The 13,631-nt window shown below is 68.3% G+C and carries 13 protein-coding genes and 1 pseudogene; 11 read left to right on the top strand and 3 right to left on the bottom strand.

Going from position 1 to position 13,631, the window contains the following annotated elements:
- The 9 genes from FV223_RS01875 to FV223_RS01835 form a co-directional block, all read left to right on the top strand.
- On the top strand, positions 1–1,052 hold a 1,052-nt coding region (locus FV223_RS01875), incomplete at its 5' end, for a molybdopterin cofactor-binding domain-containing protein (RefSeq protein WP_147725171.1).
- Positions 1,049–1,915, top strand: coding sequence for an FAD binding domain-containing protein (locus tag FV223_RS01870; RefSeq protein ID WP_147725169.1), 867 nt, complete (start codon positions 1,049–1,051; stop codon positions 1,913–1,915). The genes FV223_RS01875 and FV223_RS01870, both read left to right, overlap by 4 nt.
- The gene (locus FV223_RS01865; protein ID WP_147725168.1) at positions 1,912–3,135 is read left to right on the top strand and encodes a 2Fe-2S iron-sulfur cluster-binding protein; all 1,224 of its coding nucleotides are present in this window, start codon (positions 1,912–1,914) and stop codon (positions 3,133–3,135) included. Before FV223_RS01870 ends, FV223_RS01865 begins: the two co-directional genes overlap by 4 nt.
- Before the next feature lie 37 nt (positions 3,136–3,172).
- Positions 3,173–4,336, top strand: coding sequence for an ABC transporter substrate-binding protein (locus FV223_RS01860; RefSeq protein WP_147725166.1), 1,164 nt, complete (start codon positions 3,173–3,175; stop codon positions 4,334–4,336).
- A gap of 73 nt (positions 4,337–4,409) precedes the next feature.
- Positions 4,410–5,282 (top strand): branched-chain amino acid ABC transporter permease, encoded by an 873-nt coding sequence (locus tag FV223_RS01855; RefSeq protein ID WP_147725164.1) that lies wholly within the window; start codon positions 4,410–4,412, stop codon positions 5,280–5,282.
- Entirely contained in the window at positions 5,279–6,307 is a 1,029-nt protein-coding gene (locus FV223_RS01850) for a branched-chain amino acid ABC transporter permease (RefSeq protein ID WP_147725162.1), read from the top strand. The genes FV223_RS01855 and FV223_RS01850 overlap by 4 nt, the downstream gene beginning before the upstream one ends.
- On the top strand, positions 6,304–7,131 hold the full coding sequence (locus FV223_RS01845) for an ABC transporter ATP-binding protein (RefSeq protein ID WP_147725160.1): 828 nt from the start codon (positions 6,304–6,306) through the stop codon (positions 7,129–7,131). The genes FV223_RS01850 and FV223_RS01845 overlap by 4 nt, the downstream gene beginning before the upstream one ends.
- Entirely contained in the window at positions 7,124–7,828 is a 705-nt protein-coding gene (locus FV223_RS01840) for an ABC transporter ATP-binding protein (RefSeq protein ID WP_147725158.1), read from the top strand. The genes FV223_RS01845 and FV223_RS01840 overlap by 8 nt, the downstream gene beginning before the upstream one ends.
- A complete protein-coding gene (locus FV223_RS01835) occupies positions 7,821–8,153 on the top strand; it encodes a Rieske (2Fe-2S) protein (RefSeq protein ID WP_147725156.1) in 333 nt (110 codons plus the stop codon). Before FV223_RS01840 ends, FV223_RS01835 begins: the two co-directional genes overlap by 8 nt.
- 68 nt (positions 8,154–8,221) lie before the next feature.
- Here the strand turns inward: FV223_RS01835 and FV223_RS01830 are convergent, their stop codons facing one another.
- The gene (locus FV223_RS01830) at positions 8,222–8,533 is read right to left on the bottom strand and encodes a hypothetical protein (protein ID WP_147725154.1); all 312 of its coding nucleotides are present in this window, start codon (positions 8,531–8,533) and stop codon (positions 8,222–8,224) included.
- 37 nt (positions 8,534–8,570) lie between these two features.
- Here FV223_RS01830 and FV223_RS01825 point away from each other — a divergent pair, with 37 nt between their 5' ends.
- Together FV223_RS01825 and FV223_RS01820 are read left to right on the top strand one after the other, a co-directional pair.
- A complete protein-coding gene (locus FV223_RS01825) occupies positions 8,571–9,593 on the top strand; it encodes a zinc-binding alcohol dehydrogenase family protein (protein WP_147725152.1) in 1,023 nt (340 codons plus the stop codon).
- A gap of 52 nt (positions 9,594–9,645) precedes the next feature.
- A pseudogene (locus FV223_RS01820) lies at positions 9,646–9,768 on the top strand (IS3 family transposase); the annotation flags it as partial.
- A gap of 490 nt (positions 9,769–10,258) precedes the next feature.
- On the opposite strand, the gene FV223_RS01815 reads toward FV223_RS01820, so the two are convergent.
- Together FV223_RS01815 and FV223_RS30015 are read right to left on the bottom strand one after the other, a co-directional pair.
- Positions 10,259–12,910, bottom strand: a complete 2,652-nt coding sequence (locus FV223_RS01815; protein WP_147725150.1) for an EAL domain-containing protein — start codon at positions 12,908–12,910, stop codon at positions 10,259–10,261.
- Positions 12,911–13,359: 449 nt separating this feature from the next.
- The gene (locus FV223_RS30015) at positions 13,360–13,533 is read right to left on the bottom strand and encodes a hypothetical protein (RefSeq protein WP_187274840.1); all 174 of its coding nucleotides are present in this window, start codon (positions 13,531–13,533) and stop codon (positions 13,360–13,362) included.
- Between the last annotated feature and the right edge of the window lie 98 nt (positions 13,534–13,631).

Raw genomic sequence — 13,631 nt, 5'->3', positions numbered from 1 at the left:
GGTCAGTCGGGCGCCGGGTCGGCCTCGGCCTGTCGATCTACTGCGAGCAGGCGGCGCACGGCACCTCGGTCTATTCGGGCTGGGGCATTCCGATGGTGCCGGGCCACGAGCAAGCCGGCGCCCGACTGACCCCGGACGGGGGCCTCGAACTGCGCATCGGCGCCCATTCCCACGGCCAGGGCCTCGAGACGACGCTAGCCCAGGTCGCCCACGAGATCCTGGGCGTGCCCGTCGCGAGAACCCGTCTCGTCCACGGCGACACCGCGATGACGCCCTATTCCACCGGCTCCTGGGGTTCGCGGGTGATGGTGATGGCTGGCGGCGCGGTGGCCACCGCCTGCCGTGAACTGGCCGACCGGGCGCTCGCCATCGGCGCGCACCTGCTCCAGGCCGAGCCTGTGAATTGTCGGTTCGCGGCCGGACGGGTGATCGGCCCGACGGGCGACGTGTCGCTCGAAGAGATCGCCCGCACCTGGTACCGGCGGCCGCAGGATCTCGCGCCCGACGTGAACCCGGGCGGCCTCGAGGTTACCGCCGGCTACAAGCCGCAGCGCGATTCCGGCACCTTCTCCTACGCCGCGCACGCGGTGGTGGTCGCCGTCGATCCAGACCTCGGCGCGGTCGAGATCTTGGACTATGTCATCGTCGAGGATGGCGGCGTGCTGGTGAACCCGCTGGTGGTCGACGGCCAGATCTGCGGCGGGCTCGCGCAAGGCATCGGCACGGCGCTCTACGAGGAGATGGCCTTCGACGACCGCGGTCAGCCCCTCGCCACGACCTTCGCGGACTATCTCCTGCCCGGCGCCGCCGAGGTGCCCGATCCCCGGATCGACCACATGGAGACGCCCTCCCCCTACACGCAGTTCGGCGTGAAAGGCATCGGCGAGGGCGGCGCCATCGCGCCGCCTGCGGCCCTCGCCAACGCGATCAACGATGCGCTCGGGCCGCTGGGCGTCGAGATGCTGCGGTCGCCGATGAGCCAGCGCCGCATCGTCGAAGCCGTGCTCGCCGCCCGCCATCGGACGGCCGTCGGCGCAAGGGCCGCCGCATGAAGGCCGCCCGCTTCGCCTACGAACGTCCCGCAGACCTCGCTGCGCTCCTCGAGCGGCTCGCCGAGGCCGACGGCTCGGTCAAGCTGATCGCCGGCGGCCAGTCTCTCGGGCCGATGCTGAACCTGCGGCTCGTCGAGCCCGACCGGGTCTTCGACGTGACCGGTGTTCCCGAGTTGCGGCGGGCGAACCTCGACGGCACGACCCTGGTGCTTGGCGCGTGCGTCACGCACGCCGACATCGAGGACGGACGGGTGCCGGACGTGACCGGCGGCGCCATGGCGCGCGTCGCCTCTGCCATCGCCTATCGTCCCGTGCGCAACCGCGGCACCGTCGGCGGCAGCCTCGTCCACGCCGACCCCGCCGCCGACTGGGTCACGGCGCTGATCGCGCTTCGGGCCGAGGTCGAGCTGGTCTCGCGGTCCGGGCGCAGGCGCCTCGCCCTCGACGCCTTCGTCCGCGGCGCCCTCGACGTGGCTCTGGAGCCCGGCGAGATGCTGGTCGCCGTGCGGATCCCCGCGATCCCGCAAGGCTCCGCCTGGGGCTACGTCAAGCACTGTTCGAAGATCGGCGAGTTCGCCCACGCCATCGGCGCCGTCCTGATCGACCGACAAGCCGGACATGGACGGGTGGTGATCGGCGCGATCGAGCGGGCGCCGCTCCTGCTGGCCGACGCCCGCCCGCTCTTCGGCGGCCGCATCGGCGCGGATTTCTCGGACCGCTTCGATGCGAGGGCGGCCGACGACGCCCTGCGAGAGGCGGGTATGTCCGAGGCGATCGACCGCCACGTCCACGTCACCGTGCTCGCCCGCGCCGTGGCGCAGGCGGCACGTCCCGCACCCCTACGCCTGACGGAGGCCGCATGAGCACGGCGGCACTTGCCCGCGACGACCGGATGCCGCTGGCGCTCACGGTGAACGGCCGTGCCGTTCGCACCGAGGCCGAGCCGCGCACGCACCTGGCCGATCTACTGCGCGACACCCTCGACCTCACCGGTACCCATCTCGGCTGCGAGCACGGCGTTTGCGGCGCCTGCACGGTGCTGCTCGACGGCGAGCCGGCCCGCGCTTGCCTGACCCTCGGCGGCGCCTGCGAAGGCAGCGTCGTCACCACCATCGAGGGCCTCGACGACGATCCGATCGCCGCCGAACTGCGCGCCGCGTTCAACCGCGAACACGCGCTTCAGTGCGGCTACTGCACCCCCGGGATGCTGGTCGCCGCCCGCGACCTCGTCATCCGCCTGCCCGAGCCCGACGAGCGGCGCATCCGCGCCGGGCTTTCGGGCAACCTCTGCCGCTGCACCGGCTACGCCGGCATCGTCCGGGCCGTGCGCGCGGTGATCGCCGAGCGCCGGGCGAGGGGCATTCCCGCCGCGGCGCATGGCGGGGCGGATGCCGTGCGCGCGCTCGGGCCTGTCGGCGCCAGGACCGGGACGACCGCCGCCGCAGGGTCGACGACCGCCGCCGCCCGCCCATCGGTCGCGGCACCCGCCGCGATCCTCGATGTCGCGGACGACTTCGAGCCCGCGCATGGCTTCGCGCAGACCTTCGCAGTCGCCCATGCCCCCGAGGCTGTGTTCGCCCTGTTCGGGGATGTGGAGGCCGTCGCCGCCTGCTTGCCGGGCGCCATACTGTTGGGCACGCCGCGGCCGGATGCGGTGGAGGGCGCGCTTCAAGTACGGATCGGGCCGATCACAGCGCGCTTCGCGGGTCGGGCGCGGATCTGGCGCGACGTGCCCGCCCGCACCGGCCGGATCCTGGGGGCGGGCAGCGACGCGGGCGGACGCTCCGCCACCGAGGGCGAGATCCGGTATCGGGTGGAGCCCGGCGAGGCCCCCGGCACGGCGCGGGTGGTGCTCGCTGTCGGCTACACCCTGAAGGGGCCGCTGGCGCAGTTTGGCCGCCCCGGGCTCGTGCGCGACCTTGCGGGGCGGCTCACGGCCGACTTCGCGAATAACCTTGAGGCCCGGCTGTCCGGCGCGGCGCCCGCACCGCCGGCCGACCTCCATCCGATCCGCCTGATCCTCGGCCTGCTGCTCGATCCGCTGCGCCGTCGGTTCGCCGCGTGGCGCCGGCCGCGGCCCTGACCTTCGCCAATCGCCCCATGACGTCCCGGAGATCGACATGACCCGCAAGACCCTCGCGCCCGCCCTGACACACGCCCTGGCCCTGTCGCTGGTCCTCGCATCGAGCACGGCCTACGCGCAGGCGATCCGCATCGGTGTCAACGAGCCGCTCACCGGAGCGTTCGCGGCGTCCGGCACCTACGTGGTCAACGGCGCGAAGATCGCAGCAGATGAGATCAACGCCAAGGGCGGCGTGCTCGGGCGCAAGATCGAACTCGTGATCGAGGACAACAAGAGCAACCCCACCGAGGCCGCGGCAGTGGCCGAGAAGCTGATCACCAGCGACAAGACCCCGGTGCTGATGGGCGCTTGGGGCTCCAGCCTGACGCTGGCCGTGATGCCCAAGCTCGCCGACTACGAGACGGCGATGCTGGTGGAGACCTCTTCGTCCGGCAAGATCACCACGTCCGGCAACCCGTACGTCTTTCGCATCTCGCCGCCCTCGTCCCTGGAGGCCGAGACGTTCGCGCCGATGGTCGCCAAGCTCGGGCTGAAGAAGGTCGACTTCCTCATCCTGAACAACGATTTCGGCCGTGGGGCCGCAGCCGATTTCGGCACGATGCTCAAGGGCAAGGGCGTCGCCGTCGGACTCGTCGAGACCATGGACCAGGGGGCGCAGGACATGAGTGCCCAGCTGTCCAAGCTGAAGGCCTCCGACAGCGATACCATCATGATCACCAGCGCCGTCGACCAGTTGGTGCTGATCTTCAAGCAGATGGCTGCGCTCGGCCTCAAGAAGCGGGTCATCACCACCGGCGGATCGCAGAACCCGGACCAGATCATCGCACAGGCCGGCAGCGCCGCCGAAGGCACGATGCACCTGACGACCTTCCTGCCCTGGTTCCCCGAGAAGACCCCGAACCCGCAGGCCACCGCCTACTTCATCGGCGAATGGAACAATCGCGGCTTCCAGTTCGCCGGCGTCACCGAGAGTTTTCGCGGGTACGACGGCATCCGGGCGATCGCGCAGGCGATCGAGAAGGCGGGGTCCGCCGAGCCCGCCGCGATCACCAAGGCGTTCTGGTCGGTCGACTTCACCGGGCTCAACGGCCCGATCCGCTTCATCAAGGCCGGCCCCGCCGGCAAGGAGAGCGGGCAGAGCAAGCCCGACGTCTACCTGATCGAGATCCGGGACGGGAAGGTCGCGGTTCCGACCCTCTGACGCCGCCAGCCCGATCGATCCCGGCCGGCACCGAGCCCGGCCGGGACCGCCCGCGACGGACAGGGATTGCCCGATGGCAGAATTCTACCAGCACCTCCTCAACACCCTGGTCCTCGGGGGCACCTATGCGCTCCTCGGGATCGGGCTGACGCTGATCTTCGGGATCATGAACGTCGTGAACTTCACCCACGGGGCGCTCTACACGGTGGGGGCCTACCTCACCTACCTCGCGGTGGCCGCGCTCGGACTGAACTTCTTCCTGGCGCTGCCGGCGGCGATCCTCGGGGGCCTCGTCCTCGGGGCCGCGATCGAGCTCGTGCTGCTGCGGCCGTTGCGCGGCTCCGACATCGACACGACGATGCTAGTGATGATCGGGGCCGGCATCGTGCTGCAATCGGGAACGCTCTGGCTGTTCGGCGGCGTCGCCAAGGCGATCCCGACGCCGTTTCCAGAGGCACCGCTTCAGATCGGGCCGGTTTCCGTCTCGTGGCTCCGCCTGTTCGTCCTCGGCGCGGCGCTGACGCTGATCGTGCTCACCTACGTCCTGATCAACCGCACCCGGCTCGGCCTCGCCATGCGAGCGGCCTTCCAGGACCACGACACCGCCGCCCTGATGGGGGTCAACGTGCGGCTGATCTACACCGCAACCTTCGCCATAGGGTCGAGCCTCGCCGCCGCCGCGGGCGCGCTCCTCGGCCCCGTCTACGTGGTGTTTCCGCAGATGGGCGGGATGGCCGAGCTGAAGGCCTTCGCCATCGTCATCCTCGGCGGCCTCGGCAACATCACCGGCGCCGCGATCGGCGGCTTCATCCTGGCGCTCGCCGAGGAACTCGGCGCCGGCTACATCTCCTCGGGCTATCGCGACGCGATGGGCTTCCTGATCATCATCGCGGTGCTGGTGTTCAAGCCGACCGGGCTGTTCGCCAAGGCGGAGCGCATCGGATGACCCGGCTCGCCCCCCTCGCCGTTCTTGCGGGCCTCGGCCTGCTGCCGCTGGCGCTCGGCACCAACCCGTATCTCCACAACGCGATGATCACGACCGGCATCCTGATCATCGCGGCCATGAGCCTGAACCTGCTGCTCGGCTTCACCGGGCAGCTCAGCCTCGGGCACATCGCGTTCTTCGGCATCGGCGCCTACGTCAGTGCCCTGACGAGCCTCGGGTTCGACGTCGACCTCGGCTTCGGCCTGCGCGTCGTGCACGCGCCCTGGCCGGCGGCGATCGGCTTTCCCCTGGCGATCCTGGCGGCGGGCGCGTGCGGCTGGCTCGTGGGGCGGCTGTCGTTCCGGGTGCGCGGCGCCTACTTCGTCATCGTCACGATCTCGTTCGCCGAAGTCGTGCGGCTCGTAGCGCTGAACTGGGTCGAGCTGACCCAGGGGCCGCTTGCGCTCACCGGCATCCCGGCCTTCACCCTCGGCCTCCCGGGGCTCGGCACCTGGACCCTGAAGACCAAGCTGCAGAACTACTATCTTGTCCTCTCGGTCGGTACGCTCTGCTACCTGATCGTCGCCCGCCTCGTCGGCTCGCGCTTCGGCCGGGCGATGCGCGGGCTCAAGGAGAACGAGTCGCTCGCGCTCTCGGTCGGCATCGACGCGACCCGCACGCTCACCATCGCCGCGGTGATCTCGGCGGGAATGGCGGGCGCCGCCGGCAGCCTCTACGCGCATTATCTGCGCATCATCGACCCGGACGTGTTCCAGTTCTCCACCACCGTCACGATGGTGATCATGGTGGTCGGCGGCGGCAAGGGCACCCTGCTCGGGCCGATCATTGGTGGGGTGATCTTCGGGATGCTGCCGGTGGCGCTCCGCCCCGTGATGGCGCCCGAAGCGCAGTGGATGGTCTACGGCCTCGTCCTCATCGCGATCCTGTTCGTGGTACCGAAGGGCATCGTGCCGGGACTGGCCGGTCTCGTCCGCCGGCGCGCCGGGCCGGCCCCCGCCCCGCTCGCCGCCGAGGTGCACCCATGAGCGCGCCGCTCCTGGCGATCGACCATGTCGGGGTGCGCTTCGGCGGCCTCGTGGCCATCGCCGACCTGCACTTCGACGTCCATCGGGGCGAGATCGTCAGCCTGATCGGCCCGAACGGGGCCGGGAAGACCACTGCCTTCAACGTGATGACCGGCTTCCTGAAGCCGAGCCGCGGGCAGGTGCGCTTCCGCGGCACCCCGCTCGGCGGCCTCCAGCCCCACGAGATCGTCCGGCTCGGGCTTGCGCGCACGTTCCAGCGCACCAGCGTGTTTCCCGACGACACCGTGTTCGACAACGTGATGATCGGCCTGCACCGACGTGGGGCGTCCGGGGACCATCCGAGGCTGCTCGACACCCTGCTCGGGCGAGACGGCGCCGCGGAGCGGGCCTCGCGGGGGCGGGCACTCGAACTGCTCGATCGGGTCGGCCTCGCCGCGCGCGCCGGCGAGAAGGCGGGCGCGCTCGCCTATGGCGAGCAGCGCCTCGTCGGCGTAGCGTTGGCGCTAGCCAGCAACCCGACGATGCTGCTCCTCGACGAGCCGGTCTCGGGCATGAACGCCTCCGAGACCCAGGTCTTCGTCCGCCTGATCCGCGGCATCCGCGACGACGGCATCACGATCCTGCTGGTGGAACACGACATGCCGATGGTCATGGCGGTTTCCGACCGCATCGCCGTGCTGAACCACGGACGCCTGATCGCGCAAGGGCCGCCGGCGGCGATCCGCACCGATCCGGCGGTGATCGAAGCCTATCTCGGCCAGGGCAGTGCGGCCCGCGAGGCCGCCCACCGAGCCGCCGCGGTACGGGAGACGAGCGATGCTTGAGATCCGCGACCTCGTCTGCGGCTACGGACACGTGACGGCGCTGAAAGGTCTCACGATCGAGGTCCGGGCTGGGCAGCTCGTGGCACTGGTCGGCGCCAACGGGGCCGGCAAGTCGACGACGTTGCGCGCCATCTCGGGCCTCGTCCCCGCCCGCTCGGGTTCGATCCGCCTGGAGGGCCGCGACATCACCGGAGCCGACCCGCGCCGCGTGCTCGGCCATGGGATCGCGCATTGCCCCGAGGGGCGCCGGGTCTTCCCGCAGATGAGCGTCGCCGAGAACCTCGCGATGGGTGCCTATCTCCGGCGAGACAAGGCCGGCATCGCCGCCGACCTCGCCCGGATCTACGGCGAGTTCCCGCGTCTCGCCGAGCGCCGGGCGCAGGCGGCCGGAACCCTTTCGGGGGGCGAGCAGCAGATGCTGGCGATCGGCCGGGCGCTGATGGCGCGGCCCAAGCTCGTCCTGTTCGACGAACCGTCCCTGGGGCTCGCCCCGAACATCGTCGAGCGGATGTTCTCGGTGATCCGCGCGATCTGCGATGCCGGGACGACGGTCCTGCTCGTCGAGCAGAACGCCTTCGCGGCCTTGGAACTCTGCGACTACGCCTACTTGTTGGAGACCGGCCGCATCGTGCTCGCGGGCAAGGGCGCCGACCTGATCGCCGATCCGCACGTTCGCGACGCCTACCTCGGTGGCTGACCCGGAGCGGCCCGTGCGGTTGCACCTCGGTCCTCTCGACATCCTCGACGGGCCGGCGCCGACGCCGATTCTCGTGCGGGGGCATCACCTGATCCTCATGCGGGACGGCGAAAGGCTCGTCGCGGCGGAGCGGGCCTGCCCTCACGAAGGCGCCGACTTGTCGCTCGGACGCTGCGCGGCGGGCCGGATCCATTGTCCGAGGCACCTAGCCTCCTTCGACCTCGCATCAGGAGCGGTCTCTCCGGGCTGGTCTTTCCGTGCGCTTCGCCTCTATCGCGTAGATCAGTCACTTGACGAACTCTGGATAACTATCGATCCGACCTGAAGCATGGAATGTACGACGCGGATCTATATTAATGGAAACGCGCCGGACAGTCAGGGCATCCTCGGCCTTCAATCGCCGGCGTTCCGCGAGATGCCGTCGTTGCCCCCGATGCTTTCGACACGCCCGCCGACGCCCAGGCTTGGAATGAAGCACCCTTCACGGCGGCGGGCCCGCGAGCGATCCGGCGTCATGATGGAGACGTGGGCCGCGACTGCCTCGTGGGGGTCGATCAATGTCGATATGCCGAGCCGTCGTCCGATGCCGGCGTGAACGACGCTTGAGCCGTTCGGTCCCACGGCGCCGTCAATGGCGGCGGCCCCCACCCGGCACTCATCCGATCCGTTTCCCGGCCTATATGAGCTGGCTTCAAGGCCCTTCATCCCTGGGCGACATCGAACCAAGCGTTAGGAGAGAGCCATGCGTGCCGTCACCTACACCGAAGGTTCACCAATCGCGGCGCCGGGCGCGCTTGTGGACACGACCTTCGCCGATCCCGTCCCCACCGGCCGCGACCTGCTCGTGCGCGTCCACGCCGTCTCCGTGAACCCGATCGACACCAAGGTGCGGCAGGGGGTCTATCAGCAGGCCTGCACGCCGAAGATTCTCGGCTGGGATGCGGCCGGAATCGTCACGGCCGTCGGTCCCGAGGCGCGCCTGTTCAAGCCCGGCGACGCGGTGTTCTATGCCGGTGCCCTCGATAGACCTGGCAGCAACGCTACCCTGCAATGCGTGGACGAGCGCCTGGTCGGGCGGAAGCCCGACACCCTGGGCTTCTCGGCCGCCGCCGCATTGCCGCTCACAGCGCTGACCGCCTGGGAGATGTTGTTCGACCGTCTCGACGTCTCCAAGCCAGTGCCCGGCGCCGCGACTGCGCTCCTGATCATAGGCGGCGCGGGTGGCGTTGGGTCGATCGCGATTCAGCTCGCCCGGCAGCTTACCGAACTGACGGTGATCGCTACCGCGTCGCGCCCCGAGACCGCACAATGGTGCCGGGATCTCGGCGCCCACCACATCGTCGACCATTCCAAGCCGCTCGCCGCCGAGGTAGCGGCCCTGGGTCTGGTCAGCGTACCGGGCTTCGTGTTTGCGACGACAGGGACCGATGCGCATCTGCCTCAGATCATTCAACTGCTTGCGCCGCAGGGGCGGCTCGGCCTGATCGACGATCCTGCAACCCTCGACGTGATGCCGCTCAAGCCAAAGAGCCTGTCGCTTCACTGGGAGCTGATGTTCACCCGCTCGCTGTTCGGAACGGCAGACATGGAGCGGCAGCACGAGATCCTCACCGAGGTCTCCCGCCTGATCGACGCGGGAAAACTCCACAGCACGCTCAATGAGTCGTTCGGACCTCTCAATGCCACCAACCTCGCGCGGGCTCATGCACTGATCGAGAGCGGTCGCGCGAAGGGCAAAGTCGTTCTGGAAGGCTTCGACGATTAAGCTGGCCTGCCCCTGAAAAGTGGTCCTCCCTGAGCGATGTAGGGGATTCATCATGGGTCGGAAGCAGCATACGGCTGGAGAAATCGTCGCGAAGTTGCGTCAGGTGGATGTCCTGGGGTTGCAAGGCCGCAAGGTTGCCGAAGCAATCCGGTCGATCGAGATAACGGAGGTCACGGACTGTCGACGCGCCGGTCGCTGGCGATCTCGGCGCTGTCGCTGGCCAACAGCGCCAACCAGGGCATCCTCCAGCTCCTGCGCTGAGCCGGGTCGGGCCAGCGCGGCCGTACCGCCGCGCTGGCTGCCACGTGGGAAGGCGCCCGAAGCGGTCGGGCGGCGCAACACACGCCGGTGCGCCGATAGTGTTGAATTCGTCTGTCAGGAGGTCGTCATCACCGTCAAGGCGCCACGCGAAGTCCCGACGCCTAACCACCGCCTAGCCACGTGCTCCCGCGAACCCGGCCGGAAGTCCGCGTGATGTCCCGGTTGGCGCAGCACAGCACCAGCATGTCCGAGCGTCTGCATCGGAAGCCGAGGCAAGCCGGGTATGTCAGCCGGGCCGAGTCGGATCCGGAATGACCGTTCGGGGTGGGAAACGTCTGGCTGCTTTCAGTCGCGTCCGGTCCTCAAGCAGACATTGATCTTGCGGTTGTAGCATGGCGGCTGCTTCACGCCGCCTTCCGCGGGGTTTGCTCTCTCATAAAATCCAGGGCCTGCTCGGGCGTCATCGGCTTGCCGAACAGGAAACCCTGAACCTCCGTGCATCCCGTTTGGGTCACCAGGGCAAGTTGATCCTCAGTCTCGACACCCTCGGCGGTGATCGCGGTCCCAAGACGTTCGCCGATGCTGACCACGGCGCGGACGATGGCCTGCGCGTCGGGGTCGTCGATCTCGCGTACGAACGACCGGTCGATCTTGATCTTGTCGAACGGGAAGCGCCGAAGGTAGCTCAGGCTGGAGTACCCCGTCCCGAAATCGTCCAGGGCGATGCGGACGCCGAGGGACCGAAGCCTATGCAGGCAGGCGATGACCGCGTCGCCATCCTGGATCATCAGACTCTCTGTGATCTCCAGTTCGAGCCTGTTGGCCGCGAGACCGGAGACCGCAAGGGCGTTCGCAACGGCCGCTTCAAGGCCGGGCTGCTGGAACTGGACCGCCGAGACGTTGACGGCGATGCGCGCCTGGATCGGCCACGACGCGGCGAAGCGACAGGCCTCTTCCAGAGCCCAGGTCCCGAGGGGAACCACCAGGCCGGTCTCCTCTGCGATCGGGATGAATTCGGCCGGCGAGACCATCCCGCGGATCGGATGCGGCCAGCGCATCAAGGCCTCGAAGCCACGGACCTGCCCGTCCGTCAGTGCGACGACGGGTTGGTAATACAGCCGAAACTCCGCCTTGCGATGGGCGAGATGCATGTCGAACTCAAGCTTGTTCCTGTCCTCCAGGGCTTCGTCCATTCCCTTGGTGTAGACCTGGGAGCTGTTCCGTCCGGCCCCCTTGGCCCGGTAGAGGGCGAGGTCGGCATGGCGATGCAGGAGACCTACCTCCAGTCCATGTTCCGGTGCGAGCGCGATCCCGATGCTCGCGCCGATGGTCACCACCTGGCTGCCGAGATGGATCGGTTGGCCGATGGCGTCGATGACGGTCCGTGCGAGCGCCTGCGCGGTCTCAAGCCCGACCCCCGGCAGGATGATCGCGAACTCGTCCCCGCCGAGGCGCGCGATGACGCCCTCATTCCCGACGGAGTCCCTCAAACGGTCGGCGACGACGCGTAGGAGCCTGTCCCCGGCATGGTGTCCGAGCGTGTCGTTGACGGTCTTGAAGCGGTCGAGGTCGAGGCAGAGCAGCGCGGCTTGACCGTTTCCGAGATCCGCGAGGGATCTTTCGAGCGTCGCGTGGAAGACCACGCGATTGGGTAGGTCGGTGAGGTTGTCGTGACTCGCGACGTGGGCGATGCGCGCCTCGGAGACTTTTCGATCCGTGATGTCGATCTGGAGGCCGACGCAGCGGACGGGCTCGCCGGCCGCGTCGTCGAGCATGCGACCGAAAGACTGCATCCATCGCGGTTCGGCCGAGACCGCAGGATTGGCGATGCGGAACTCGCAGCTGTACGTGGTCCGATCGGCTATGGCGCGCTTTACCTCGTCCCAGACCTTAGGAAGGTCGTCGGGATGGACCTGCACCTTCCAATCGGCCAGCGGGATCTCCATCGCGTCCTGGCCGACCGGTACCGGAAGGTTGTGCATGCGGGCGCTCATCGATGAGAGCCGGACGACGTCGTCGCGCATGTCCCACTCCCAGATGCCCGCCTCGGCCGCCTCCTGGGCGAGACGCAGGAGGTCTCCGGTCGCCTTCAGCGCGGTCTGTGCCGCGATGATGTGGTCGATATCGAGCGCCGTACCGAGCCACTCGATCACCTCTCCGCTGCGCTTCAGCGGGATCATGACGATCCGGTGCCAGCGGTAGTCGCCGTCATGCCGCCTGAGGCGACCTTCGAGTTCGAAAGCCTGCTTGCTCGAGACCGCGGCCTCCCAGGCGCTCGACATGCGGTCGACGTCACCCGGATGGTTGCGGCTGTGGGCCCGGCCGCGCGAACCGTCGGCCTCGCCGTAGTAGGCACGGAAGCTCGCGTTCCGGTAGGCGGTGACGCGGTCCTCGGGCGAGACGGTCCACACCATCTGCGGCAGGGCATCGGCGAGTGAGGCGTAGCGGGATCGGGCGTCGCGCAACGCATCATCGGTATCCGCCAGCGTCGCCGCCACGCGGCGATGCTCGGTACGATCCTGGTAGACGCGCAGGTTCGCGGTCACGACCTCGGCCAGGTCGCGGAGCTGGCGGCCCTGCTCGCTCGAGAAGCGTCGCGGCTCGGTATCGATGATGCAGAGTGATCCGACGCGGATGCCGGACCTCAGGATCAGCGGTGCGCCGGCATAGAAGCGGATGCCCGGCTCCCCCGTGACCAGGGGGTTCGACTTGAACCGGGCATCGTCACGGGCATCCTCGACGATGAGGACCTCGTCGGCCTGGATGGTATGGTTGCAGAATGCGACGTCCCGGGACGTTGCGTCGTGGCTCAGCCCGCAGCGCGCCTTGAACCACTGGCGGTCTTCGTCGAGGAGCGAGACTAGGGCAATCGGCATTCCGAACAAGACCTGCGCCGTACGGCAGATCGCATCGAACTGGGTCTCCGGTGCGGTATCAAGGATGTTCAGGTCACGCAGGGCGGCAAGGCGCTCGGCCTCATTGGAAGATCGCAACAAGGGGGTGTTCATCAGCGTGAACTCCAGGATCGGGCGATCCACCATTTTTGAAACCAACATTTACGCGATGTCTCGCTCACGGCGGCTTAATCGATCCTTAATCCTGCCTGGATCGCTGCCGACAATTGTACGCCGAGAACAGACCTATCCCCGAGTCACAGCCCTCTTGAGCCCGCCTGCGAACGAAAGGTGCCAGCGGCGGCTTAACCCCTCCACGCTCAGGGACATTCGCGGGATCTTCGTCGGGCGAACAGGGCGTCGTTTCGATTGGGCCCGGCTTCGTCGGAGAGCCACATGTTTTCTTACCCGGCGTGAAGGGGATGATACTGGTCTCAGTATCCGCTAGGGGAAGAAGGAAGTTAGATCTCTTCTAAGACACCTTGCTCGTTCCTCCGCCGCATCCTCGTCGACGTCGCCATCGCTCACGAAATATCGCTTGCGGTACACCAGCTCCTTGATCGCTTCCTGACTGTGTCCAAGCTCTGGATCTGCCCATGCTGGTAGGGCTCCTAGACCAAATCGGCACTGATCCAGAGCGTGATGTCGCTCACACGCATCGTTACGCGATCCGGCAGGATGTCCCAGGCCTCCTGAGCGAAACGCCGATAGCGATCGAATGATCGCACACGGAAGAGGCACTTCTTTTCCGGTTCGAACGCGGCCGCGGACGGGCGAACGGTCATTGCTGGGTTCGCTGCTGCAAGGACGGCAGTTGGCCGAATGACCGCTTTCGGGCCCGGCGCGAGCAGCCTTGAGCGGCGAGTTTGGGTCGACGGTGGAA

Source organism: Methylobacterium sp. WL116, from assembly GCF_008039455.1.
Classification (GTDB): domain Bacteria; phylum Pseudomonadota; class Alphaproteobacteria; order Rhizobiales; family Beijerinckiaceae; genus Methylobacterium.
Note: the sequence above shows the minus strand (reverse complement) of the source record. Positions and strands in the feature narration are given on the sequence as shown.